Genomic DNA, 24,517 nt, shown 5'->3' with positions numbered 1-24,517 from the left:
GGCAAAAGGCGCTCGATTTCCCCGATGGTTATGACCACGCATCCTTCTGGCCCGCATATCGAGGCCCCCGAGACGCCCGGAAACCGGCGTTTGCTGCGACAGGTTCTGGCGGCTGTGGTCGCGTTGGCGATTCTCACATTTGGCTATGTCTGGGTGAGTGCGCAGGTCTCGGGCGACAGAGGTATCGCGCCGACCGCTTCGAGCGCCGATATCCTGGTCAGCGATATCGAAGTCGACGTGACAGCAAACAGCGCGACCGAAGCTCGCAACAAAGGCTGGCGCGAGGCTCAGCGAAAGGCATGGGCGAAAGCCGGAGGGCCGGCAGTATCCGCAGGTCAGCTCGATTCTATGGTGTCGGCGATCGTCATCCAACGCGAGCGTTTGGGGCCGAAGCGGTATGTCGCGAGCTTGGGTGTTATTTTTGACCGACAGCGCGCGGGTAAGTTCCTCGGTGGTGCCGCTCGCAAGCGCAGCTCGGCGCCGATGCTTCTTGTTCCTGTGACGGCGAGTGGCGGCGCGTATACAACCTATGAAACCCGCAATCCCTGGCAACGCGCTTGGGCGGAGTTCAATCCGGGCACGAGCCGAGTCGACTATGTTCGGCCTAGCGGAGCCGGTGGCGATTCGTTGCTGCTGAATTTTGGCCAGACCAATCGTCGCAGCCGTGCATGGTGGCGCACTACGCTTGATCAATACGAGGCGGCTGACGCCCTGTTTGCAGTCGCTCGTCTGGAGCATCAGTTTCCAGGCGGTCCAATCAGTGGAAGTTTCGTGGCACGCTACGGACCCGACAGCCAGCTGCTCGAAAGCTTCGAAATGACTGCTGACAGCTCCGATGCTTTGCCCGACATGCTGAGCGACGCCGTGAAGAAGATGGATGATATCTTTTCCAAGGCCGTGGCCGACGGAAAGCTGAAAGTGGATCCAACGCTTAACGCTGCATCAGCTGCGAAGGCCGATCCTGCCGTATTGCGCCTGATCGAGATTGGCCGTGCGCTTCAACGGCGCGAGGAAGCGGCGCTGGGCATCGATAGTAGCGAAGACGCAAACGAAGGGTCGTCTGAAGATCCGACCGAAGGTGAGGGTGAAGGCGAAGGTGAGGGCGAAGGAGAAAACCCGACGCCGCCGCCCGTGGCTGTGGTCAGCACAGTCACGGTTCAGTTCGCTACTCCCGATCCGATGTCTTTCGACGCGTCGCTTTCCGGTGTGCGGGGCACCTCGGGCGTCAGCGGCGTCGCCGTGACGTCCACCGCTATGGGCGGGACTTCTGTCATGAGCGTCACCTTCAACGGCACTCCGGAACAGCTTGCACAAGCGCTCCGCTCGCGTGGCTTCCGCGTCAGTGGCGGTGGCAGCTCGCTTTCGATCAGCCGTTAAGCGAGGGCTGCGACCAGTGGCAGACACTCGAGAACCTGCATCCCAGATTGCCTTGCCGCTTTCGCTCGCAGGCCAAGGTGCGCCCGAGCGGATTGTCATCGGAAATGCCAATGTGCATGTCGCCGAAGCTCTTCGCGATCCATCAAGCTGGCCGTTTGGTGTCGCCGTGCTCACGGGCCCCGATCGTTCGGGAAAGTCGCTGCTCGGTAAATGGGCGCGCGAGCAGGGCATGGACGTGCTCGATGGCGTGGATGCGATGGACGAGGACGAGGTTTTTCACCGCTGGAACGCGGAGCAGGAAGGCGGCACGCATGCCGGTGGAAAGCTGCTCCTGATCGCTAATTCGCAGCCTTGGGAGATCGCATTACCTGATCTGCGCTCTCGCCTTGGTGGTTCGCTCCAGCTTGAGATCGGCGTTCCGGATGATGCGATGGCTGCTGAGCTTCTCGACGCGATGGCTGAGCAGCGCGGCTTGTCACTGGCGGCTGGTGCGGCAGATTATCTGATCCCGCGCGCCCCGCGCAGCTTTGCCGCCTTGGAGAAGCTTGTTGCGACAATTGATCAGATCAGCCTTGAACGCGCCGTCCCGGCCACCATGTCGGTTTGGAGGGCTGCTCTGGAAGCGGTCGAAGGGCCTGAACAAAAGCGTTTGTTCTAGGCCGAAAAGATAAGCCGTATTTGCTTTTACGGGCATTTGGTGGGAGAATCCTGGCATGTTTGATCGGCTCAAAAGCTATCTGGACTCCATTCATGCCCGCGATCCGGCACCGCGTTCGCGTTGGGAAATCCTGCTGTACCCGGGCGTCTGGGCGCTGGGCTTTCACCGGCTTGCGCATTGGCTGTTCGAAGCGAAGCTGTACTTTCTCGCCCGCTTTGTGAACCATTTTTCACGTTTTCTGACAGCGATTGATATTCACCCGGGTGCGACGATCGGGAAGAACTTCTTCATCGATCATGGCTTTACCGTCATCGGAGAGACGGCCGAGATTGGCGACAATGTCACGATCTACCAGTGCGTCACGCTGGGCGGGACCAACCCGACCAACGGGCAGGGCGGCAAACGTCACCCGACCCTCGAAGACAATGTCATTATTGGCTCGGGTGCGCAGATCATCGGACCGATCACCGTGGGCGAACGCGCTCGTGTCGGCGCCAATGCGGTGGTGACCGACGATGTGCCCGAAGGCGCAACCATGGTGGGCGTGAAGGCGCGCTCGACGCTGGTTCCGGCGGAGCAGTGGGCCAAGGATTTCATTCCCTACGGCACTTTGTGCGAGGACGCAGAAGGCAACCGCGTCGATTGCATCGAAAAGCTCGAAGACGAGCTGAACTCACTGCGCGGTGAGATCGCGGAGCTGCGCGAGCAGCGCACCGCGACGGAAGAACCGGAGCAGGGTTCTCTCGATCTCAACAAGAAAAGCGGAACCGCTAGCTGATGAGTGCAGGCTCGGGTTCGGGAAGCCCCGGACAGGTCCTTCCGTTTCCGGGAAAGTCGCAAGGCCAGGTAGGCTTCGACCGCAAGGAACTTCAGCGTATCCTTGACCTCTATGGACGCATGGTCGCAGCTGGCCAGTGGCGCGACTATGCAATGGACTTTGATAAGAATGCGGCCACATTCGCGGCCTTTCGCCGCGCGGCAGAACGCCCTCAGACGCGGATCGAGAAAAGACCTGCTCTTCGCAACAAGCAGGGCATGTGGACTCTGTTTGGCGAACACGGCCAGGTGGTTAAGCGTGGCCATGAACTGCCGGGTGTACTCGCTCCTATCGAACGGCGCCTGATGAAGGCCGTGGACGAGGGCTAGGAGGCGGCTTGCGAGCTCTTGCGCATCAAAATCACGAAAAGCCCAATTCCAAAAATTATGTCGAAGGCTGCGCAGAGCGGCGGATACCATTCGGCGACGCCAGTGTGCGGCCCAACAACCGCGTCATAGATGCCGTGCAACAAAACCAAGATTCCAATTGCAGGCGGCCATTTAAGCATCGCGCCTTGCGCTATCGCTCCAGCAACCAACGCGAAAATCGCTTCGTACAGGATGTGCTGGTCGCTCGAACTGGCGAGGCGCGCACCAACGTAGATCCAGAGCATCACGGCAAAGACAATGAAGCCCTGCATGGCCAGCTGCTTCTCCGGCATACGCGCAAAAAGGGCGAGCAACGCGCCTGCGCTACCCGCCCCTAATGCTACTGCAATCCAGTACTCGGTCATTTATCCGCGTGCGCTGTCAGGGCCAGTGCCGGTGACTTTCTGCATCGCTTTCAGGATCGCGCCCGACTGCTCGCTGCCCGACTGCGGGGCGACGAGGTTGGTGAACGAGCTGATGTCGTCCCAGCGATCGGCAAAGCCTTCTACGGTGCGCTCGCCATCCGGCAGCCACACGGCGTCGTTCATCACAACCCACGAGCTGTGATAGCCGCCTGCGCCAGCGCCGATGATGGCGTTGGTCGGTGCGCCTTCGCTGACGAGGTAAAGCGCAGCCGGAACCACGTTCACCGGATCGAACAGCTTGAATGCTTCTTCAGGGAAGAGGTCTTCGGTCATGCGCGTGCCAGCAACCGGCGAAAGCGAGTTGACCTTGATGTTGTACTTCGCACCTTCGAGCTGCAGCGTCTTGGTCAGACCTGCGAGGCCGAGCTTGGCTGCGCCGTAGTTTGCCTGACCGAAGTTGCCGAACAGGCCGGTCGACGAAGCGGTCATAAGGATACGGCCGTATGCCTGCTCACGGAAGGTTTCCCAGCAAGCCTTGGTGACGAATGCCGAACCGGTAAGGTGAACCTTTAGGACGAACTCGAAATCGTCCGGGGTCATCTTGGCAAAGGTCTTGTCGCGCAGAACACCCGCGTTGTTGATCAGCACGTGCACGCCGCCCCACTTTTGCTTGGCGTCGGCGACCATCTTTTCCATCTGCTCGTACTCGGTGACGCTACCGCCATTTGACATGGCTTCACCGCCCATGGCTTCGATTTCTTCGACAACCTTCAGGGCCATGTCAGAGTGACCGGTGCCGTCGCGAGCGCCGCCCAGATCGTTGACGACAACCTTTGCGCCGCGGCGCGCGAGTTCGAGCGCGTATTCGCGGCCCAGACCGCCGCCGGCGCCGGTGACGATGGCTACCTTATCCTTGAAGTCGATGCTCATGGGAGTGATCCTTCCGTGCGTATTGTTGTTATGTGTGTGCCCGCTTTACGGACACGTAAACGTAAATCCCGGCGCTGCCTGACACTTTCTTTGCTGCGATGCAACAGGGGGAATTGCAGAGGCCCTATGCCGTAAGGGCAAGCATGTCTCTAGAGTGATTCCAAGGCGGAAATCAGGCCATCGAGCGAGATCAACCACAGCGTCCGCGCCCAATTCATGCGCAGGCTTGTCGCAATAGCCATATGCCGCGCCAATTACGGGCACGTTGGCCGCCTTCGCTGCCTTCACATCGTAGGTTGAGTCGCCCACGAAGGCGAAGGCACCGCCGCCGCAGCGCTGCTGCGCTTCAAGCACGGGATCAGGGTGCGGTTTGGAGAGGTATTTGCCATCCGCGCCTTTGCCCATGCTGTCGCCGCCGATGACCGTTTCAAACGGCTCGATAAAGTCGATCTGGGTGAGGATGGAGCGAGCGAACTCTTCAAACTTGTTGGTCACCACGGCCACTTTGACGCCCCGCGCTCTCAACTCGGCCACGACCTCACGTGCGTGGGGGTAGGGCGCGGAGTGCACCGCGTTGTTCTCTGAATAGTAGCGCAGCATCGCCTTATAGAGACCCCGAAAGTCGTCCCCTTCCAATCCGCCGGGAATGCCGCCCTGATCCTGAATCGCTTGCGCCAGCATCATCTTCGCCCCGCCGCCGATAAGGTCTTTCGAGCTGTCTACCGGCACAGGAGTGTAAGCACCCAGCGCAAGTGCATGGTTCACTGCCGCTCCCAAATCACGGAAAGTGTCGAGCAGCGTACCGTCGAGATCGAACCCCACGGCTTTGAATGGAAAATCGGGCATAGGTGGAGCAACTGCGCGAAGGTTCTTCATTCTGCAAGCATTTGATGGCAAGCGCCGCAAAATGAAAAACATGGTAAGACGACCCCTATGACTGATTTCGCCGCCATCATCCTTGCCGCGGGCAAGGGCACCCGCATGAAGAGCGACCTGCACAAGGTCCTGCACCCGATTGCAGGCAAGCCGATGCTGATGCACCTGCTCGACAGTTTCGAGGAGCTGTCGCCTACACAGACCGTGGTTGTGGCAGGGGACCGGCGTGAGCAGTTGGAGGCGGCGCTGGAAGGGCGCAATGTCACGACCGCTCTGCAAGACCCGCAATTGGGCACGGCACACGCGGCTCTGCAAGCCAAAGACGCCCTCGCGGGTTTTAGCGGCAATATTCTCGTGACCTTTGGCGATGTGCCGATGGTGCAGGCCGATACGGTGCGCAAGCTGATCGCGGCACTGGATGGCGGGGCGAAGGTTGCTGTGCTCGGCTTTCGCCCTGAAGATCCGCTCGCCTATGGCCGTATCATCGCCGACTCTGATGGTTCGGTGCTCAAGATGGTCGAGTTTAAGGATGCGTCGCCTGAAGAGCGCGCGGTAGACCTTTGTAATTCCGGCCTGATTGTCGCACATTCGGACGATATGTGGCCACTGCTGTTGAGCGTCGGCAATGACAATGCGCAGGGTGAGTATTACCTGCCCGACGTCGCCACCAACGCTATCGCACGCGGGGGCAAGGTCGTCGTGGTCGAGTGCGATGCGGATGAAGTCGCAGGCATCAATTCGCGCTCCGAACTGGCTGGTGCAGAGATGCGCTGGCAGGCAGCGCGGCGCGAACAGGCCATGGCTGACGGCGCGAGCTTACGGGCGCCAGATACCGTTTTCTTCAGCCATGACACGACCTTAGGTCGCGATGTCACCATTGATCCTCATGTGGTGTTTGGCCCCGGTGTGACTGTCACCGATGGCGTTCATATCAAGGCCTATACTCATCTCGAAGGCGCCAAGCTCGCCAAGGGTGTGCAGGTTGGACCGTTCGCCCGTCTGCGTCCTGGCGCGGTGCTGGAGGAAGACAGCTTTGTCGGCAACTTTGTCGAGATGAAGAAGGCGACCTTGGGCAAGGGCGCGAAAGCCAGCCACCTGTCTTACATCGGCGATGCCACTGTGGGTGAGAAAGCCAATATTGGCGCCGGCACGATCACCTGCAATTACGATGGTTACTTCAAGTATCAGACCATAATCGGCGACCGGGCCTTTATCGGCTCGAACTCAGCGCTTGTCGCTCCTGTGAAGATTGGCGCAGACGCTATCGTTGCTGCAGGCAGCACGGTCAGCCGCGATGTTGGCGATGGCGAACTGCGCATGGTTCGCGCCGAACAGCTTGTGAAACAGGGCTGGGCCGACCGCTTCCACGACACGATGAAAAAGAAGAAGGCGGCTCAGAAGAAAGACAAGTGAGCAAGGATCAGAATTGCTGGCTCTGCGGGCGAGCGTTTGAAACGCTAATCCAGTGGCATCATCCGGTGCCCAAATCGAAGAAGGGCCGCACCACCGTGCCGGTCCACCCCATTTGCCACAAGACGATCCACGCCAACTTCACCAATGCCGAGCTGGCGCGGATTGGTGACGACTTGGAGGCGATCCGCTCCAACCCTGCCATCGTCAGGTTTGTCGGCTGGGTGGCTAGCAAACCGCCGGACTTTCACGCGCCGACACGCCGATAGACAACATCCGGGAACCAATGGCCCGCGTAACTGCTGATAGAATGCAGCAATAAAGGAGCGCTCGCAGTGGGAATGAGTAAGTGGATCGCCGCGGGCGTGGGTTTGGCCATGATGGGATCGGTCATCGGATCTGCCCAATCGGACGACAGTGAGGAGCCTCCATTCACAGTCATCTCCGAAGAAGGCGGCTTTCAGGTGCGCGATTATGGCACCATCGTCGTTGCCGAGGTGACACACAAAGGCACGCGGCGCCAAGCAAGCGGTCGCAGCTTTCAGCGTCTGGCAGCGTATATCTTCGGTCAGGATCGCCCCGATGGCGGCGAGAAGATCGCGATGACCTCACCCGTTATTCAGGAGCGTATGCCCAGCGATGAAAAGATCGCGATGACGGCGCCGGTTATCGAGGAACAGACGGCTGAAGACACGTGGCGCATGCGCTTTGTGATGCCCGCCAAGTACACTCTCGCGACACTACCAGCGGCCCCCAAAGACATCACCCTGACCGAAGTGCCCGCACGGCGCATGGCGACAGTGACCTTCAATGGCTTCGGATCAGCAGAGGATCTGGCGATGATGGAAAGGATGCTTCTGGAGTGGGTCGATAAAAACAAGCTCAAGACAATCGGTGAACCGGAGTACGCGTTTTACGATGCGCCAATGGTGCCGGGGCGTTTCCGTCGCAACGAGGTTATGATCCAGATCGCGCCCTAGCGATCCGATCAACCCAAGAAAAAGGGCGGCTCCTACAGTGGGGCCGCCCTTTTCGTTTGCGTGGTGAAGAAGGCCTAGCCGCCGTTCTCGCTGTCGTCCGGTGCATCCATCAGTCGTTGCATCAGGTAGACATATTGCAGCGCCTGCAATTTCGCGCGCTGCTCGTTATCGACACCGCCCGAGTGACCGCCGGTCATGTCTTCGAAGTAGTAGTAGTCGTGGCCGAGCTCTTTCAGCTTGGCCGCGCCTTTGCGAGCATGCGCCGGGTGGGTGCGGTCATCGGCGGTCGATGCCCAAAGGAACGGCGTCGGATACTTCGCGTCTTTCACGATTTTTTGATACGGCGAGTAACCATCGATCCACGCGCGTTGTTCCGGAATGCGCGGGTCGCCATACTCACCGATCCACGATGCTCCGCGACCGATCACGTGATAGCGAAGCATGTCGAACAGCGGGATGGCGACAATCGCCGCACCAAACAGATCAGGGCGCTGGGTGAAGGCGGTGCCGACCAACAGGCCGCCCTGCGAACCGCCCTGAATGCCGAGGTGCTCAGGCGAGGTGAACTTGCGGTCGACCAGGTCCTGACCCACGGCAATAAAGTCATCCCATGTCCGCTGCTTGTTCTCGCGGATAGCGGTCTGGTGCCAGCCGGGGCCGAACTCACCGCCGCCGCGCAGGTTCGCCAGCACATATGCGCCGCCCTTTTCGAGCCACAGCTTGCCCGTCGTGCCCATATATCCGGGCAGGCGGGGGATCTGGAAGCCACCATAGCCGCTCATCAGGATCGGCGTTTCACCGTCCATCTTCATGCCTTTCGGCTTGACGATGAAATACGGAATTTTGGTTCCGTCCTTTGAGGTCGCTTCGTGCTGCTCAACTTCCATGCCAGCCGAATCAAAGCGCGAGGGCGAGGTCTTCAGCACCTGCGGATCGCCAGATCCATAGGTATAATAGAGGGTGGTCGGGTTGAGGAAGTCGGTCACGGTGAACATGATCTGCTCGCTCTCGTTAGAGCTTGCAGCGATGCCAACTGTGGCGTTGTCGGGCAGGTTGACCTGCTCGCTCACCCATTTGCCGTCTTCGAAGTTGAACTTCATCACCTTGCCGACGACATTGTCGAGCATGCCAACATAGAGAGCGCCTGCGGTGATCGCGCCGCCGCGTTTGGTCTGACGGTTACCCGGTGCCCAGACCAGCGTCTTGGCGGCGCCGTTGGGGTCTTTCTTCCACTCTTCCAGATCCATGGCGATCAGGCTGTCAGCGGGGAAGGTTGTCCCATCGACCTCCCAATCGACATCGGTGGACACGAGGATGTGGCCATCCACGATTCCGTAAGGCGATGCCTTTTTCGGGATATCGAGCTTGGTCCATTCGTCTTTGACCGACACGTAATATTCGGCTTCGTGGAAGCTGACGCCTCGGAACGCTGTCATGGCTTGCACTTCGCCCGTAGCGTCGCGCAGCAGGCTTGCGCCCGCCCAAACATCATCGGCCTGACCACGGAAAACTTCCGGCGCATCGGCTATATCGGTGCCTCGACGCCAGATGCGGCTGGTGAAGGGATATTCGCTGGCGGTTAGCGTGCCTTCGCCAAAGTCGCGGCCAACCATCAGCGTGTCTTGGTCAATCCACTGGATGCCGCCCTGGCTCTTCTCGGGCAGCTCGAAGCCGCCTTCGATGAATGTCTTCGTTGAAGTGTCGAATTCGCGCATGATGGTGGCGTCTTCACCGCCATCCGACAGGGCAATCATACATTTGTTCAGCGCTGGCGGGAGACAGGTCGAGCCTTTGTAGACCCATTCCTTGCCTTCAGCGGCCGCCAACGCGTCGACGTCCAGAACAGTCTCCCACTCGGGATTGTCGGTCTTGTAAGATTCAAGAGTGGTGCGACGGAGCAGACCCTTTGGGTTCTCCTTGTCTTGCCAGAAATTGTAGAGGCCGTCTGGGCGGAAGCTCACGTAAGGAACGCGGTCTTCGCTGTCGAAGATAGCAAGCGCTTCGTTCTTCAGAGTTTCAAAGCGTGGGTCGGCTTCGAGCACACCCAGCGTGCGTTCGTTTTCCTTTGTCACCCACTCAAGCGCTTCATCGCTTCGGGCTTCCTCAAGCCAGATATAGGGATCTTGTTCGGGGCCGGGGATCGGAGCTTCTTCGGTGGCGTTTTCCGCGCTTGCGCCGGTTGCTGCAGTGATCGTCATGGCTGCTGCCAATGCGAGTGTTGAGACAAGTTTCAAATGTCCTCTCCTTAGGGGAAATCAGTGCAACCAACGTGGCAACTGCAAATGCAAAAGTGAAGCAGATTCGAGATGCTAAGGATCGTTACAAGAGTTTACTGGCGAGAGTGAACGCGCATTAACGTTTGGGGCCGTACTTGCCGCCTCAGCGCACGCAGAGGCGCAGGAACAAAGGCAATAAACACAACATGTCTCACGTTGAGGAATGGGTACCCAGCCAACTCTGGGTAAACGGCCGCAACAATTCTGTAGCGTTGGTTTGGGCATCGCCGACTCATGCGGAATTGGTGGTCGGTGCAGATGTCGAATTGTGCGTTGGACAATTGACTGCCTTGGTAGTCGGCGGCTTTCTAAGCCTTCCGATGCGGGCAGAATTGCGCAATGGTCGCCACGTTTTGCTTCGTTTCGCCCAACCGCCGCATTCGTCCGTGCTGGATTTGCTGGAGCAGGAGCTGGCTGTCACCGGTGTCGCCGCCGCCCGTGACGCTGCCGAGGAAAGCGCCACGGTTTCGGACTACCGCTTCGATCAAACGGTTTGGGGTGATGAAGAGGCGGAAGCCGCCTAACGAGATCTAGCCCTCGACGCCGGGGAAGTTGGCGTAGAAGTCCCGGTATTCCTGCGGCAGTTCAATACGGTCGAACGCGCCGCCATAGCCCAATACGAACATCACTCCGATTAGCGGTCCTGCCGCTAGAGCGTATCCATGCCAAGCGCGGCTCCCACGAAAATGCAGCGCGGCGAGGAGATGGCTGAACAACGCGATCACAGCGAGCGTATAATAGGGGGCAAACCCAAACTTGATCGGCTCGATCAGAAGCGTCGCCGAGGCCCAGTAGAAATTGGTATCCAACCCGAAGCCAAGCCGTGTGATCAGCGCCGCGCTGGTGTGCGCGACGATGAAAAAGGCAAGGTAGCACGCGCTGAAGAACTGCACGCGGTGCCAGAAGCCTTTGCGCTTACGTTTGGCAATGCTCGCGAGTAGCCGGAAGCCCAGCATGACTTGCGCAGCAAACGCGAGAACCAACGCAATTTCGATTAACGGAAACTGATAGACCGCGCGCACCCAACCGAGCGCGTTGGCGTGCGCCTCGATCCCGCCGATAGTCGTGAAGTGAGTGGCGAAGTGCACCGCGATGAACAGCAACAGGAATCCAGCAAGATTGCGGTGCGCGCGTTTTGCTTGCGCTACTCTGTTTGCCATGCCAGACCTCCTTATCGGACAATTTATATCCGGATAAACTTTATCCGGTTAAGGAGTCAAGCATGCAGCTGGGCAAGGGTGTAGAATGGACCGCGCATATCTGCACGGTGATCGCTGTTCTGCCTGAAGGAAAAGGGCTGAACGTCGATGCTATGGCGGATTTCTTCGAGGTGCCTTCGGCCTATCTCGCCAAACAGATGCAGTTGCTGCGCCGCGCGGGGATCGTGGATTCCTTGCGGGGGAAGGGCGGAGGATATCGTCTCGCGCGCAGCCCGGACGATATCAGCCTGCTTGATATTGTGGTCGCGATCGAAGGGCCGATGCCAGCCTTCCGTTGCACCGAGATCCGGCAGAACGGGCCGTGCGGACTGAAGCGCAAGGACTGCAAACGCCCCTGTGAGATAGCTGCGGCCTTTGCCGATGCCGAGCGGGTCTATCGCGAAGCGCTGGCCTCACGCACGCTTGCTTCCATCATGCAGGAAGCGACTGAGAATTCGACGCCGGAACACCTCATCGATATCGCGAGCTGGATCGGCAAGCAGGTGGCGTAAATGAAAAAGGGCGACCCGTGGGCCGCCCTCTATTCTATTCGTTTGTGAAGCAGATCAGGCTTCGACGTGTTCCGCGAGGACCGTCAAACCATTCTCGCCCACTTCGGCAAAGCCGCCGCGCACTTCGATGCTTTCCGGCTCAGCGCCTTCACGCGTGTAGACCTGCACCGCACCGTCGCGGATGGTCGACATGAAGGGCGCGTGGCCTTCCAGCACACCGAATTCGCCTTCGGTTCCGGGGACGACGACCATGTGGACGTCTTCCGAACGGACCAGCTTGGCCGGGGTTACGAGTTCGAAGTGAAGCGCCATGTGACTTAGGCGTCCTCAGCCAGCTTGGCGGCTTTCTCAACCACCATGTCGATGCCGCCAACCATGTAGAAGGCAGCTTCCGGCAGGTGATCGTATTCGCCGTCTACGACAGCCTTGAACGACTTCACTGTGTCTTCGAGCTGCACAAACAGACCCGGGATGTTGGTGAAGACTTCAGCCACGTGGAACGGCTGTGAAAGGAACTTCTGGATCTTGCGCGCGCGGGCGACGACCAGTTTGTCCTCTTCCGAAAGCTCGTCCATGCCGAGAATGGCGATGATGTCCTGAAGTGACTTGTACTTCTGCAGCGTTTCCTGAACGCGGCGAGCGGTGTCGTAGTGCTCTTGGCCGACAACACTTGGCTCGAGAACGCGGCTGGTCGAGTCCAGCGGGTCAACCGCCGGATAGATGCCGAGCTCCGAAATCGCGCGCGACAGCGTGGTCGTGGCGTCCAAGTGAGCGAACGAGGTTGCAGGGGCAGGGTCGGTAAGGTCATCTGCGGGAACGTAGATGGCCTGAACCGAGGTGATCGAGCCCTTGGTGGTCGAGGTGATGCGTTCCTGCAGGTTACCCATGTCGGTCGACAGGGTCGGCTGATAGCCCACAGCCGAAGGAATACGGCCGAGAAGTGCGGACACTTCCGAACCCGCCTGCGTGAAGCGGAAGATGTTATCGACGAAGAACAGAACGTCCTGGCCTTCCTGATCGCGGAAGTATTCCGCCATCGTCAGACCCGACAGAGCAACACGTGCACGTGCGCCGGGAGGCTCGTTCATCTGGCCGAAGACCAGCGCCACTTTTGAACCTTCCGATACAGCGTTGCCGTCTTCGTCCTTGGCGATAACGCCTGCGTCGAGGAATTCGTGATAAAGGTCGTTACCTTCACGGGTACGCTCACCCACACCAGCGAACACGGACACACCGCCGTGGCCCTTTGCGATGTTGTTGATGAGTTCCTGAATAAGAACAGTCTTGCCCACACCGGCACCGCCGAACAGGCCGATCTTACCACCCTTCGCGTATGGCGCGAGGAGGTCGATCACCTTAATGCCGGTCACGAGAATGGCGGCTTCGGTCGACTGGTCGACAAAGGCCGGTGCCTCGGCATGGATCGCTGAGCTCTGGTCGGCGCCGATCGGGCCGCGCTCGTCAATCGCTTCGCCGACGACGTTCATGATGCGGCCGAGCGTTTTCGGGCCAACCGGTACAGAAATCTGCGCGCCGGTGTTGATCACTTCAGCGCCGCGAACGAGGCCTTCGGTGGCGTCCATCGCGATGGTGCGAACGGTGTTTTCACCAAGGTGCTGTGCGACTTCGAGAACGAGCGTCTTGCCGTCGTTCTTGGTCTCCAGCGCGGTCAGAATTGCGGGCAGTTCACCTTCGAACTGCACGTCGACGACAGCGCCGATGACCTGGCTGATGGTGCCGTTGGTGGTCTGGTTGAGGACTGGTGCGGTGGCCATGTGTTTTTCCTTAGCCTTCAATTAGAGCGCTTCTGCGCCCGCGATGATTTCGATGAGTTCGGTGGTGATCGCGGCCTGACGGCTGCGGTTGTATTGGATCGTCAGCTTGTCGATGAGGTCGCCCGCGTTGCGCGTGGCGTTGTCCATCGCGGTCATCGAAGCGCCGTGCTCCGATGCCTCACGCTCAAGCAGAGCGCCGAAAATCTGCGTCTTCACATAACGTGGCAGCAGCTCTTCGAGGATTTCCTCTTCGCCCGGCTCGTATTCAACCACAGCGCCGCTGTCTTCGGTTGCCTCGGGGGAGGGGACCGGGATCAGCTGGTTGGTGGTCGGCTCTTGAGCCAGTGCCGATTTGAACGTCGGAAAGATCAGATGTGCGACGTCAAACTTGTCGTCTTCGAACATCTGGATCAGCTCGTTGGCGATGGAATCGGCCTCTTCAAAGCCCGGCGTGCGGACGTTGGAGGTGTCGAACATCGCATCAACATCATTGGGGTATTCGCGCTTGATCGGCGCGCGACCCTTTTGCCGACGAGGTAAAACGTAACCGTCTTACCCGCAGCTTTCAGCTTTTCTGCTTCGGCCTTGGCGGCTTTGACGAGGTTCGAGTTAAGACCCCCGCACAGGCCCTTGTCCGTGTTGACGAGGACGAGAAGGTGACGCTGGTCCGCGCCCGATCCAGCCAGGAGTTTCGGAGCGCTGTCGCCCGAAACCTTGCCTGCGAGCGAAGCCATCACCGTCGCCAGACGCTCCTGATAAGGGCGCGAGGCTTCGGCAGCGGTCTGCGCACGACGAAGCTTCGCCGCGGCGACCATCTGCTTGGCCTTGGTGATCTTCTGGGTCGACTTAACCGACCCGATCCGATCCTTGAGTTCCTTCAATGAGGGCACGTAAGGCCTCCCTTATGCGAACTGCTTGGCGAAGGCTTCGAGACCGGCAACAACGCTGGCCTTGGTGTCGTCTTCGAACTTGCCGCTGTCGCGGATCGCGGCGAGCACATCGGCGTGTTCGCTGCGGAAGAAAGCGAGCATCTGCTCTTCGTACTCGTTGACGCGCTCAACAGCGATGTCATCGATGAAGCCGTTGGTGCCGGCAAAGATCGACACGGTCTGCTCTTCGAACGGCATCGGCGCAAACTGCTTCTGCTTCAGCAGCTCGGTCAGACGCGCACCGCGGTTAAGCAGCTTCTGCGTCGAGGCATCGAGGTCCGAACCGAACTGCGCGAACGCAGCCATTTCGCGATACTGAGCAAGGTCAAGCTTCATCGAGCCCGAAACCTTCTTCATCGCCTTGGTCTGAGCTGCACCGCCCACACGGCTAACCGAAAGGCCGACGTTAATGGCCGGGCGGATACCCTGATAGAACAGGTCGGTTTCGAGGAAGATCTGGCCGTCGGTGATCGAGATCACGTTGGTCGGAATGTAGGCCGAAACGTCACCAGCCTGCGTTTCAATGATCGGCAGAGCGGTGAGCGAGCCCGAACCATTGTCCGGGTTCATCTTAGCCGCACGCTCAAGCAGACGGCTGTGGAGATAGAAAACGTCACCCGGGTAGGCTTCACGGCCCGGAGGACGACGCAGCAGCAGCGACATCTGACGGTATGCGACGGCCTGTTTCGAAAGGTCGTCGTACACGATCACGGCGTGCATGCCGTTGTCGCGGAAGAATTCACCCATCGCGCAGCCGGTATACGGTGCGAGGTACTGAAGCGGTGCGGGCTCCGAAGCGGTGGCAGCGATAACAATGGAGTATTCCATCGCGCCGTTTTCTTCGAGCTGCTTCACGATCTGGGCAACGGTCGAACGCTTCTGACCCACAGCGACGTATACGCAGTAGAGCTTCTTGCCTTCGTCATCGCCGGCATTGACCGTCTTCTGGTTGATGAAGGTGTCGATGGCGACAGCGGTTTTACCGGTCTGACGGTCACCGATGATCAGCTCGCGCTGGCCGCGGCCAACAGGAACCAGAGCGTCAACAGCTTTCAGGCCGGTCTGCACAGGCTCGGAAACCGATTCACGCGGGATGATGCCCGGTGCTTTCACTTCAACACGCTGACGGGTTACGTCCGTGATCGGGCCTTTGCCGTCGATCGGGTTACCCAGAGCGTCGACCACGCGGCCCAGCAGACCTTTACCAACCGGAACGTCCACAATGGTTTCGGTCCGCTTGACGGTGTCGCCTTCTTTAATCTCGGCGTCGGAGCCGAAGATCACGACGCCGACATTGTCAGCCTCGAGGTTCAGAGCCATGCCCTGAACGCCGTTGGCGAATTCGACCATCTCACCAGCCTGAACCTTGTCGAGGCCGTGGATACGGGCGATGCCGTCACCAACCGAGAGAACGGAGCCGACTTCGCTGACTTCGGCTTCGGTGCCGAAATTGGCGATCTGGTCCTTGATGACCTTTGAAATTTCTGCGGCGCGGATTTCCATGTGCGTAGTCCTTTAGGCCTTCATGGCTTGCGAAAGTGAGTTGAGACGGGTGCGGATCGAGGCATCAATGCGCTGCGAACCGATTGTTACGACAAGGCCGCCAAGAAGATCGGGATCAACGTCAGCGCTAAGCATAACGGTGCGACCCTCGCGGGCGGTCAATTTGGTTTTCAGCGTCGCCAGCTGCTCTTCCGAAAGCGGATGCGCGCTGGTGACCGTGGCGGTAACTTCACCGCGCTGAGCGGCTGCGATGCTTTTGAATGCAGCGATCATGTCGGTGAGCTTAGAAAGGCGGCGGTTCGACGCCAGCACACCAAGGAAGCTGGTTGTCAGCTCTGACAAGCCAAGATGCGAGGCAACGGCAGCGACTGCTTTACCTTGCTCATCGCGAGAGAGCTGTGGGTTTGTGGTGGCTGCGGCAAGGTCGTCCGACTCGCTCAGCGCAGTGCCGAGTTTCTCGAGATCGGATTCGACGGCAGTTACGGTGCCCTGTTCGCTCGAAAGATCGAACAAAGCCGAGGCGTAACGCCCTGCCAGGCTAGCCTGAATACCGGCGGAAGTTTCCACGCGTTTTTGGTCCTTTTAGGTCCGGAAAATAACGATGCATCGCCTCGGAGGTTTTGGGTACGCGGGGGTAGCCCTTCCAAAGCTGGCGCGCGCCTAGCAATGTCTTTCCGATTCCGCAAGCGAAGCGGCACGTGAAATATGGACATCATCTCTTGCTTGCGGCAAAACTCGCATCAAAGGGCACAAATGCCCAAGGGAGAGGAATGATGGAATTCACGCCGATGGCGCCGAAATGCGGCGTAGAGGTCACAGGTGTATCGCTTGCCAATTGCAGCGATGCCGAGATGCAAGAGATCAAGAACGCCATTTATGAGCATGGCGTGGCCGTGTTCCGTGATCAGGAATTCTCACCTGAAGATCACATCAAGTTCGGCAGGCGCTGGGGCGGGATCGATGTGAACAACTATTTCCCGCTGCAAGAAGACTTCAACGAAATCGCGGTGGTCAAGAAAGAGCCGGACCAAGCAACCAACATTGGCGGGGCTTGGCACACCGATCACTCCTATGATCAGATCCCGGCAATGGGATCAGTGCTGGTCGCTCGCGAGCTTCCGCCGAGTGGCGGCGACACAATGTGGGCTCATATGGGGGCCGCCTACGATGCACTGCCCGATGATCTAAAGGCGGAGATCGAGGGTCTCGAGGCGTTTCATACGGCGGACCACGTGTACAAAGCCGATGGCCTCTATGCTCAGACCGATATGGGCGAGACCCTGCGCGGGCAGGACCTAAAGACTGGCGCGGTGCATCCGGTGGTGATCCGTCACCCTCAGACCGGTCGCAAGCTGCTCTATGTGAACACGGCCTTCACAATCAATTTCGTCGGTCAGACACGCGAGGAAAGCCTGCCGCTGCTCCAACGTTTATGTGATGCCGCCCTGACGGAAGACAATCAGTGCCGCCTGCAATGGAAACCGGGCACAGTCGCCATCTGGGATAATCGCACCAGTTGGCACAATGCGATGAATGATTATCAGGGCCACCGCCGAGAGATGCACCGCATCACGCTGAGTGGTGAGGCACTGGCGGCTTAATCCTCTGCTACGGGGTTTCGCGGCACACGCCGCGGGCTCTTGTGGCGCAGTCTTCTTTGCGGATGTCTTCGTAGGCCGCGAGGACGAACTTCTCCAGACGGGTTGAGGGATCGTTCGGGCGCAGAGCGTAGAGGCCGCGCAGGAATGCGCGGTCAAGTTGTGTCATGCGCTGCGGTGCTTCGCGCGGTGTTGTGTCGAACAACGTCAGAATGGTGTTGGCTCGCGCTTCTTCGTCCAACTCCACGACGGGCTGAGGATCGGCCAGCAGCTTCATCGTGGCAAAGTCAGCAAGCTGATCAAGATGCACATCACTCATGCGTTCCACATCAAGAACCAGCACAGAATACACGCGTTCCATGCTGAAAGGGATCTTGAACCGTGAAGTTCCGCCGCTTGATGTGGTTGGAACGCCCTGACTGGCGTTTTGGGAGATAGCCGCTGCACCCGCAACGCCTGCACCTGCAAAGCTGCCGTTTTCAGGAAGAGGTCTGCCTCGAACGCCGGCGATGCGCGATACCGACCATCCCACCGCAACATCTCCGCGACGCTGAGCAGCTTTGATCTTCTGATTGGTTTTGGGGGTGAACAGCCGTGGCTGATTCTTTCGAAGCCTGGCGATCAGCTCATCGGGGTTTTTGACCACTGCGACAACGGCGTTGTGCTTGCAGCCCTCTTCGGCAACGGCAAAGCCTGCATTCTCGGTGTTGGCACGGATGCGGTCGGCAACTTGCCCGTTGAAGCGCTCGCCCAAACCCGCGACTTGCAAGCAAAGCGGCGCTTGGAAGCGTGTCATCGGACGCAGATTGGTGCGACCGCGCATCGCGATATCGCGCACTGCATCGCGGACTTCTTCTTCCTCGACCTGCCGCTCACCTTCGACAATGATCGCATTCGTGGGGCCGGTGCGCAGATCCACCGATTGCTGCTCTTCGGGACCGGCGTCCTGTGATTGGGCCAGCGCCCCAACGGCACTTACCGCGAGCAAGCCAGAAAGTGCGAATTTGGTTGCGACCCGCATGCTGAAGACTTCCTTCCACCAGTGTCCTTCTGCCAAGCGTATTGGCTCGAAGATGAACCTAGGCTTTCAATTTGACCGGATTGGATGTGCAAGTATCGGATTTAGTTGAGCTTTGCCGTCTCGGTCTCTGGGCCTTTTAGATGGCCTATTTCCGCTCGCCGTCCGTGCGAATGGATTGGCAAGTGTAGACGAGCCGTTCATTGGGTCTCTCGGGAAGCAGTGACAGAACTTCGGACTGCTGTTCCCCTAGGCGGTTGGAGGCGCCTTCTGATCCGCAAGCCGGCGGCTTGTATTTGCCCCGCGCCGCGCGCGCTTCGGCCATGGCACCTTGACCTAGGAGATAACGATCCGTTCGGAAGGTGCGGCTTTCGGGATCGTAAGTGTTGACCGAAACGGCAGCCTCTTCGTTAGGCACGAAGACACGCGACCACTCGCCATTGCGCATCCCGTATTGCGTGCGCGCATTCACACAACCATCGGCGGACCAGTCAAATTCGACATCATCCGTTCGCGCGCCTGTCACACGGCTGCGGTCCGGATCGAATGTGCAAATGAGCGTGCCTTCGCGTGCTAGATCGGTCGGCGCATCCGGCTCTTCGTCGCTGTCACCTTGTTTTAGGGCGGCGTCCACCCGCCGATCAATCTCGTCAAAGCTGGGCCGCGAAAGCCATGCAAAGATCGCAGCCGCCAACGCCGCGCTCGCTAGGCCTGCACAGATTATCGCCCGTGGCTGCTTTTCTGCGTCATGGCGCAATTGCATGGCGGCATAAGCCAATCCAATGGCGACAAGGAGCAAGACCATCGCCAGAGCCATCGCGTTCTCTCGCTCCTCCATGATCTGGCCTTGCGCTTGCAGTTGGAGCTTGGCGCGCTGATCACGCAGCTCAGCTTCACGCTTTTCGATCCGTTCCTGCGCTTCAGCACGCTCTTGCTCATAGCGCTCGCGCTCGGCGGCGTTGAGCTCTTCAATGGACCGGCAAGGCATCGCGTTTGTGCGCGGATCAACGTCGTTGTCGCGAAGGAATGGCAGCAACTCGCGCAAGGATACCGCGAAATAGAACTCGGCATCCGATCCATCCGAATCCGCACCAAAGGAATTCACACCCAAAACCCGACCGCAGCCATCGAGCAAGGGACCGCCCGAATTGCCGCGTGCAATCGGAGCGGTGTGCAGGATCGTATCGAATTGGCGACTGGGGCGTTCCCCAGACAGGAAGCCGCGCGATTTGACCGGTGGCTGTGCCTTGAAGATATCGTCGATCTCCAGCCCCTGCGCCAAATCGACATTCATCGGGTAACCGACGGCTGAAACCTCTCCCATCCCGCTGGGCACATTGCCAGCAAACACGAGGGGAGGGAGGCGCAATCCGCGTTCCGCGACTTCCAAAAGGGCGAGATCGTTGGTCGGGCTAACTGCGACGGGTCGGACAAATGCACCGATATCCCCTTGACCCTGCGTCTCGCTGGGTATGATCGCAATCCGCAGCGTGTCATCGAGCACAGCTTCTCGGATGACGTGTGCGTTGGTGACGATCCGCGTTGGTGTGACGGCAAAGCCGGTGCCGTGGCTGATCGGGACAAATTCGTCCTCCCCTTCCTGAGCAATCAGAACCACCCGAACGACACCGCGCGCTGCAGCGTCCACGTCCGCAGGGTCAGCATGAGCGGAAGCTGGCAGTGCGAACAGCATGGCGAGCACGGCAAGAAGGCGCAGATACAGTGTCATTCCGCGCTGACTTATGCACGCGGCGCGATTGACCGCAAGGTTCGGGATGCGCAAGGCTGGGGCTTGTGAGATCACAATGGCATGACGACACAGACCGACCTTACCGATGATCAGCGCTGGCAAATCGCGTTGGCGAAAGACCGCCGCTTCGATGGCGTCTTTGTAACCGGAGTGCACTCGACTGGTATCTATTGCCGACCCAGCTGCCCGGCGCGCGCACCTTTGCGCAAGAATGTGAAGTTCTATGCTGGGCCGGAGGATGCAGAAGCGGTGGGTTTGCGCGCGTGCAAGCGATGTTCCCCCAACACGCAGAGCTCCGAGGAAGCATGTGTACTGGCGGCGATCGCGGCGATCCGTTCGGGTGAGGCGACCACGCTCGACCAACTGGCCCATCTCACCGGCTATTCTCCCACCCATTTTCAGCGGCTGTTCAAGCGCACAGTCGGCCTCTCGCCGGCCGCTTTTGCTCGAGCGTTGCGGGAAGAACGGGTGCGCGAGGCGCTGGCAGGCGGGGCGAATGTGACAGATGCTCTGTATAGTGCGGGGTATTCGGCCCCGTCACGCTTCTACGAGGACACGAAAGGGAGGCTTGGCATGCAAGCAAGCGATTGGCGCGACGGTGGGAAGGGCCGCACGATCCACTGGAGCGTGATCCCGACATCGCTAGGAAACATGCTGGTCGCGGCGACCGATAAAGGCGTGTGTTGCCTGTCCTTTAGCGAGGGCGAGCAAGAGCTGCGTGACCGCTTTCCCAAAGCCGATTTGGTGGAAGGCAGCGGCGAATTCCGCAGTCTGTTCGAACAAGTTGTCGCCGCGGTGGAAGAACCGTCGAGCGACAATTCGCACATACCACTCGATGTGAAAGGCACCGCATTTCAGCAACGCTGCTGGGAGGCCCTGCGCCAAATCCCGGCTGGCGAAACGCGCAGCTATGGCGAACAAGCGGCGATGCTCGGCAACCCCAAGGCCAGCCGCGCAGTGGGCAGCGCCAATGGCGCAAACAACATCGCCGTGTTGATCCCCTGCCACCGCGTCGTGCCAGCCAGCGGCGGAGTGGGCGGATATGCTTATGGGCCGGAGATCAAGGCTGAATTGCTCAAACGGGAGAGAACATAATGAGCGACAACTTAGCCGTGGCGCGCGCCATGTTCGATGCGTTTCAGGCGGGCGATATGGAGGCGGCGCGGGATATACTGGCTGAGGACTTCAAAGGTTCGCAAAATGGCGGGCCGGATATGGATCGGGCAACACTGCTTGGCTTTTCCGGCGCGGTGAAGGCAGCGGTCCCTGACTTTCGGTATGAGGAGATTGTTTGTGCGGCCACCGACACAGGTTTTGTCGAAGAGCATACCGTGCGGGGCACTTTGCCCGATGGCGATCAAATCAACCTGCGTTTGTGCGTTGTAGGAACGGTTGCGGGTGGCAAGGTGACTTTTCTGCGTGAGTATCTAGACAGCGTGGGAGCCGCCGGACTCGCGAAGGCATTGGCCGGTTGAGAGTTTCGGGAACAAAACTGAACTATAGCGTTCATTAAGTCGAATGCCGTCCGGCAACTGACTTCACATGGATGCGAACAATGCCCGATTTCCCGTTAGATACTGCTACTGAACTCACGTCTCTTGGCGAAGGTCAACTGCAGTCCAAAGGCGGTGATGCCTATTGGAATTTCCAGTCTGCATTCGGCGGCTGGGCGCTGGCACTGGGTTACTCCGCTATTCAGCAAGACGTGCCGCAGGAAGGGATGCTGGCGAGCGCTACGGCGTCGTTTCTGAAGCCGTTGCCTCAAGACGCAATGGGCATATCGGTGCGCACTTTGCGTGAGGGGCGGCGCACGTCGTTTGTCCGCTCGGAATTTGCCGCCTCGGCGGCGCCTGATGATCTTGTCTTCACCGCCGATTATGTCTTCTCCGACATGAAGGAAAAGCCGCTCAACTATGCGTGCGATTTTCCGGATGTGATGCCGCCCAAAGATGCGCCGCGCTTACCTGACAGCCCCGGCCCAAAATTCCTCAGCCGATATGAGCAACGTGTGGCTCTGGGGCAGCCATTCTCCGCGCAGAAGCGCCCGCATTCGGCCTTTTGGGTGCGTGATGTGGCGAATCGGCCATGGGATGCGAAGGCGCTGCTCGCTGTGTCGGACACCCCGATGCCGCGCACGTTCTTTCTCGATGCGACCCCGCGGTTCGGTGCGACGGTGCAGTACGACCTGCACATGTTTTGCAATCAGGATGATCTTGCTCAGATCGGCAGCGATTTCCTGTTGATTGAAGCCACCAGCGACCGGGTCTTCAGCGGCCGCTTTTCAGCGACAACGCGCATCTGGTCGCCCGATCGCAAGTTGCTGGCAATCTCGAACCAGCTCGCATTTTACTGAACCGCCCTCAGGCCGAAGCGCGCCGTGCCTCTTTAAAGCTCACCAGCTTGCGGCGATCCTCATCCCACAAAGCGAGCACCATCGGCTTCAGCGTCTGATGCATCGAAAAACGGTTGAGCGTCTTCAACTCGGCATGCGCCTCGAGCACCTCGGGCAGCCGGTAGAAAGGGATGCTGCTCGCCAAATGATGCACGTGATGGATGCCGATATTGCCCGTGAACCAGCGCAATGGCTGCGGCAAAGCGAGATACGATGACCCCATTAAGGCGGCATCCTGAAAAGACCAGTCTTTCTGATGGTCCCAATGCGCGTCCTCATACTGGTGTTGGATGTAGAACAGCCAAACTCCTGTGCCAGCAGCAATCAGCACAGTTGGCAGTACAACCAGCAAAGTCGGCAGCCAGCCAAACGCGTAAACCAGCGCCGCAAGTATCAGCCCGAGCACTGCATTCGTGGCCATCGCGCTGATCCAGTAGCGCCATCCTTCGCGCATAAGACCGACCGGCAGGCGATGGCGCAGCAGAAAAAGGTAAATCGGGCCAAACCCAAACAACACGAGCGGATGACGATAGAGGCGATAACCGATCCGGCCCCATGTCGAGCTTTCGCGGAATTCGCGCACCGTCAACGTATCGACATCGCCAAATCCGCGCTTGTCGAGATTGCCCGTGCGCGCATGGTGGCGCGCGTGCGACAATGCCCAGCAATCATAAGGCGTGAAGGTGAACACGCCGAGCGCGCGCCCGATCCAAGTGTTTGCAGTTTTCGAACGAAGGAACGCGCCGTGCCCACAATCATGCTGGATGATAAACAGTCGCAGCGTCAGCAACCCGGTGAGGGGGAGCAGGGCGAGCGCGAGGTAATACCCTGCCTCAACCGCAAACAGCATCACCGCGCTCAGCGTCATGAAGGGCAAAGCGGTAATCGCCAGCTCCCACAGACTTCGAACAGTCCGCGGATCGCGAAAGGCGTTGAGTTCACGGGCAAGCGCCTTTGGGTCGAGGCTGATTTGCGAGGCGACTGGGGAAGTTGATTGGGTCACATCCTGACGCTTACGCAGCAAATGTTGCGGTGTCACGAAAGCTCGACGAGCGACGTTTGAAATCAGTCCAGTTTCGGAGGGAAGCCGGGTTCGGCCTTCGCCATCGCACGCTGATACGCCTCGCGCGCGCCGATGCGCTGGAGGTATGCTTTCAGGTTAGGCATATGGCCGATGCTCATATCGTTGAACGCGCGCGCTGTCGTGAGCGAGAAGCCGAGCATGATGTCCGCCGTGGTCATCGCAGATCCGCCGAAGTAATCCGTTTCACCCAGCCGCTGTTCGATATGTGCCCAAGCGTTGGTGATGCGCTTCATTAGCGGCGGCGGCATCTCCGCACCCACGGCGTTTACTGCGATGCTCATCATGCCATTGGTCATCAGCGTCGCGTTGGCGAAGTGATACCAATACAGGTGATTGGCGAAGTCGGGGTGGTCCGGACCCGGGACCAGACCGGTGTCCGGAGCATACTTGCCGACGATGTAGTCCATAATCGCGCCGCTCTCACCCAGCACCAAGTCGCCATCGGTTATGACGGGAGCGATCTCCATCGGGTGCAGTGCCTTTAGCTCCGCAGGCGCCAGCCGTGTTTCAGGATCACGGTTGTAGAGCTTGAGATCGTATTCAATGCCGAGCTCCTCGCATAGCCAGACAATACGCTCGGATTGTGAAATGCGAAGGTGGTGGATGGTCAGCATAATGGGGCTCCAGACAACTTGATGTGGTTCGTCGAGGACCAGCATTTGCTAAGGTGCGACCGGAAGTCGAGAAGATTGTTCAGCAA

Annotated in this window: 26 protein-coding genes and 1 pseudogene; 13 read left to right on the top strand and 14 right to left on the bottom strand. The window is 59.2% G+C overall.

Annotated elements, in window-relative coordinates; genetic code table 11:
• Window positions 1–30: 30 nt before the first annotated feature.
• From AC0V6K_RS02000 to AC0V6K_RS01985, 4 genes are read left to right on the top strand one after another with little or no spacing between them, the layout of a single operon-like run.
• Window positions 31–1,377, top strand: coding sequence for a heavy-metal-associated domain-containing protein (locus AC0V6K_RS02000; RefSeq protein WP_472624278.1), 1,347 nt, complete (start codon window positions 31–33; stop codon window positions 1,375–1,377).
• Between the two features lie 16 nt (window positions 1,378–1,393).
• Window positions 1,394–2,035 (top strand): HdaA/DnaA family protein, encoded by a 642-nt coding sequence (locus AC0V6K_RS01995; RefSeq protein ID WP_472624276.1) that lies wholly within the window; start codon window positions 1,394–1,396, stop codon window positions 2,033–2,035.
• 55 nt (window positions 2,036–2,090) lie between these two features.
• Window positions 2,091–2,813: a serine O-acetyltransferase EpsC gene (gene epsC / locus AC0V6K_RS01990; RefSeq protein ID WP_472624274.1), complete on the top strand. Its 723-nt coding sequence runs from the start codon at window positions 2,091–2,093 to the stop codon at window positions 2,811–2,813.
• Window positions 2,813–3,181, top strand: a complete 369-nt coding sequence (locus AC0V6K_RS01985) for a DUF2794 domain-containing protein (RefSeq protein WP_472624272.1) — start codon at window positions 2,813–2,815, stop codon at window positions 3,179–3,181. The genes epsC and AC0V6K_RS01985 overlap by 1 nt, the downstream gene beginning before the upstream one ends.
• On the opposite strand, the gene AC0V6K_RS01980 is transcribed toward AC0V6K_RS01985, so the two are convergent.
• The 3 genes from AC0V6K_RS01980 to AC0V6K_RS01970 are packed head-to-tail and all read right to left on the bottom strand — an operon-like array spanning window position 3,178 to window position 5,361.
• Window positions 3,178–3,585 carry a hypothetical protein gene (locus tag AC0V6K_RS01980; protein ID WP_472624270.1) on the bottom strand — a complete coding sequence of 136 codons (408 nt, stop codon included), beginning with the start codon at window positions 3,583–3,585 and terminating at the stop codon, window positions 3,178–3,180. The genes AC0V6K_RS01985 and AC0V6K_RS01980 overlap by 4 nt on opposite strands.
• The gene (locus AC0V6K_RS01975; protein WP_472624268.1) at window positions 3,586–4,515 is read right to left on the bottom strand and encodes an SDR family NAD(P)-dependent oxidoreductase; all 930 of its coding nucleotides are present in this window, start codon (window positions 4,513–4,515) and stop codon (window positions 3,586–3,588) included.
• Window positions 4,516–4,560: 45 nt separating this feature from the next.
• Window positions 4,561–5,361 (bottom strand): HAD-IA family hydrolase, encoded by an 801-nt coding sequence (locus AC0V6K_RS01970; protein WP_486172536.1) that lies wholly within the window; start codon window positions 5,359–5,361, stop codon window positions 4,561–4,563.
• Window positions 5,362–5,448: 87 nt separating this feature from the next.
• Here AC0V6K_RS01970 and glmU point away from each other — a divergent pair, with 87 nt between their 5' ends.
• From glmU to AC0V6K_RS01955, 3 genes are all read left to right on the top strand, one after another.
• Window positions 5,449–6,804: a bifunctional UDP-N-acetylglucosamine diphosphorylase/glucosamine-1-phosphate N-acetyltransferase GlmU gene (gene glmU / locus AC0V6K_RS01965; protein ID WP_472624264.1), complete on the top strand. Its 1,356-nt coding sequence runs from the start codon at window positions 5,449–5,451 to the stop codon at window positions 6,802–6,804.
• A complete protein-coding gene (locus tag AC0V6K_RS01960) occupies window positions 6,801–7,070 on the top strand; it encodes an HNH endonuclease (protein WP_472624262.1) in 270 nt (89 codons plus the stop codon). The genes glmU and AC0V6K_RS01960 overlap by 4 nt, the downstream gene beginning before the upstream one ends.
• A gap of 72 nt (window positions 7,071–7,142) precedes the next feature.
• Window positions 7,143–7,781, top strand: coding sequence for an SOUL family heme-binding protein (locus AC0V6K_RS01955; protein ID WP_472624260.1), 639 nt, complete (start codon window positions 7,143–7,145; stop codon window positions 7,779–7,781).
• A gap of 74 nt (window positions 7,782–7,855) precedes the next feature.
• Here the strand turns inward: AC0V6K_RS01955 and AC0V6K_RS01950 are convergent, their stop codons facing one another.
• Window positions 7,856–10,015, bottom strand: coding sequence for a prolyl oligopeptidase family serine peptidase (locus tag AC0V6K_RS01950; protein ID WP_472624258.1), 2,160 nt, complete (start codon window positions 10,013–10,015; stop codon window positions 7,856–7,858).
• A gap of 188 nt (window positions 10,016–10,203) precedes the next feature.
• On the opposite strand from AC0V6K_RS01950, the gene AC0V6K_RS01945 reads away from it, so the two are divergent.
• Window positions 10,204–10,581 (top strand): hypothetical protein, encoded by a 378-nt coding sequence (locus AC0V6K_RS01945; RefSeq protein ID WP_472624256.1) that lies wholly within the window; start codon window positions 10,204–10,206, stop codon window positions 10,579–10,581.
• A gap of 6 nt (window positions 10,582–10,587) precedes the next feature.
• On the opposite strand, the gene AC0V6K_RS01940 is transcribed toward AC0V6K_RS01945, so the two are convergent.
• Window positions 10,588–11,217 carry a hypothetical protein gene (locus AC0V6K_RS01940; RefSeq protein ID WP_472624254.1) on the bottom strand — a complete coding sequence of 210 codons (630 nt, stop codon included), beginning with the start codon at window positions 11,215–11,217 and terminating at the stop codon, window positions 10,588–10,590.
• A 62-nt stretch (window positions 11,218–11,279) separates the two neighbouring features.
• Between AC0V6K_RS01940 and AC0V6K_RS01935 the strand changes: the two genes are divergently transcribed.
• A complete protein-coding gene (locus AC0V6K_RS01935) occupies window positions 11,280–11,768 on the top strand; it encodes an RrF2 family transcriptional regulator (protein WP_472624252.1) in 489 nt (162 codons plus the stop codon).
• 54 nt (window positions 11,769–11,822) lie between these two features.
• On the opposite strand, the gene AC0V6K_RS01930 is transcribed toward AC0V6K_RS01935, so the two are convergent.
• The 5 genes and pseudogenes from AC0V6K_RS01930 to AC0V6K_RS01910 all read right to left on the bottom strand — a co-directional run bounded on the left by AC0V6K_RS01930 (window position 11,823) and on the right by AC0V6K_RS01910 (window position 16,542).
• Window positions 11,823–12,080, bottom strand: coding sequence for an ATP synthase F1 subunit epsilon (locus tag AC0V6K_RS01930; RefSeq protein ID WP_472624250.1), 258 nt, complete (start codon window positions 12,078–12,080; stop codon window positions 11,823–11,825).
• A gap of 5 nt (window positions 12,081–12,085) precedes the next feature.
• On the bottom strand, window positions 12,086–13,543 hold the full coding sequence (gene atpD, locus AC0V6K_RS01925; RefSeq protein WP_472624248.1) for a F0F1 ATP synthase subunit beta: 1,458 nt from the start codon (window positions 13,541–13,543) through the stop codon (window positions 12,086–12,088).
• A 21-nt stretch (window positions 13,544–13,564) separates the two neighbouring features.
• Window positions 13,565–14,433: pseudogene (locus tag AC0V6K_RS01920) on the bottom strand (F0F1 ATP synthase subunit gamma).
• 12 nt (window positions 14,434–14,445) lie between these two features.
• A complete protein-coding gene (gene atpA, locus AC0V6K_RS01915) occupies window positions 14,446–15,975 on the bottom strand; it encodes a F0F1 ATP synthase subunit alpha (RefSeq protein ID WP_472624246.1) in 1,530 nt (509 codons plus the stop codon).
• A gap of 12 nt (window positions 15,976–15,987) precedes the next feature.
• A complete protein-coding gene (locus AC0V6K_RS01910) occupies window positions 15,988–16,542 on the bottom strand; it encodes a F0F1 ATP synthase subunit delta (RefSeq protein WP_472624244.1) in 555 nt (184 codons plus the stop codon).
• Window positions 16,543–16,745: 203 nt separating this feature from the next.
• Here AC0V6K_RS01910 and AC0V6K_RS01905 point away from each other — a divergent pair, with 203 nt between their 5' ends.
• Complete coding sequence (locus tag AC0V6K_RS01905; protein ID WP_472624242.1) at window positions 16,746–17,576, top strand: TauD/TfdA dioxygenase family protein; 831 nt, start codon at window positions 16,746–16,748, stop codon at window positions 17,574–17,576.
• 7 nt (window positions 17,577–17,583) lie between these two features.
• Here the strand turns inward: AC0V6K_RS01905 and AC0V6K_RS01900 are convergent, their stop codons facing one another.
• Complete coding sequence (locus AC0V6K_RS01900; RefSeq protein ID WP_472624240.1) at window positions 17,584–18,594, bottom strand: hypothetical protein; 1,011 nt, start codon at window positions 18,592–18,594, stop codon at window positions 17,584–17,586.
• Between the two features lie 145 nt (window positions 18,595–18,739).
• Window positions 18,740–20,320 carry a S1 family peptidase gene (locus AC0V6K_RS01895; protein WP_472624238.1) on the bottom strand — a complete coding sequence of 527 codons (1,581 nt, stop codon included), beginning with the start codon at window positions 20,318–20,320 and terminating at the stop codon, window positions 18,740–18,742.
• An 81-nt stretch (window positions 20,321–20,401) separates the two neighbouring features.
• On the opposite strand from AC0V6K_RS01895, the gene AC0V6K_RS01890 reads away from it, so the two are divergent.
• The 3 genes from AC0V6K_RS01890 to AC0V6K_RS01880 all read left to right on the top strand — a co-directional run bounded on the left by AC0V6K_RS01890 (window position 20,402) and on the right by AC0V6K_RS01880 (window position 22,694).
• Window positions 20,402–21,436, top strand: coding sequence for a bifunctional transcriptional activator/DNA repair enzyme AdaA (locus AC0V6K_RS01890; protein ID WP_472624236.1), 1,035 nt, complete (start codon window positions 20,402–20,404; stop codon window positions 21,434–21,436).
• Window positions 21,436–21,816, top strand: coding sequence for a nuclear transport factor 2 family protein (locus AC0V6K_RS01885; protein ID WP_472624234.1), 381 nt, complete (start codon window positions 21,436–21,438; stop codon window positions 21,814–21,816). Before AC0V6K_RS01890 ends, AC0V6K_RS01885 begins: the two co-directional genes overlap by 1 nt.
• An 80-nt stretch (window positions 21,817–21,896) precedes the next feature.
• On the top strand, window positions 21,897–22,694 hold the full coding sequence (locus tag AC0V6K_RS01880) for an acyl-CoA thioesterase (protein WP_472624232.1): 798 nt from the start codon (window positions 21,897–21,899) through the stop codon (window positions 22,692–22,694).
• Between the two features lie 7 nt (window positions 22,695–22,701).
• Here AC0V6K_RS01880 and AC0V6K_RS01875 read toward each other — a convergent pair whose 3' ends face one another.
• Both AC0V6K_RS01875 and AC0V6K_RS01870 read right to left on the bottom strand, forming a co-directional pair.
• Window positions 22,702–23,772: a fatty acid desaturase gene (locus AC0V6K_RS01875; RefSeq protein ID WP_472624230.1), complete on the bottom strand. Its 1,071-nt coding sequence runs from the start codon at window positions 23,770–23,772 to the stop codon at window positions 22,702–22,704.
• Between the two features lie 26 nt (window positions 23,773–23,798).
• Window positions 23,799–24,431, bottom strand: a complete 633-nt coding sequence (locus tag AC0V6K_RS01870; protein ID WP_472624228.1) for a glutathione S-transferase family protein — start codon at window positions 24,429–24,431, stop codon at window positions 23,799–23,801.
• Window positions 24,432–24,517: the final 86 nt, after the last annotated feature.

The sequence above is a fragment of the Erythrobacter sp. S43 genome, assembly GCF_057364955.1.
Note: the sequence above shows the minus strand (reverse complement) of the source record. Positions and strands in the feature narration are given on the sequence as shown.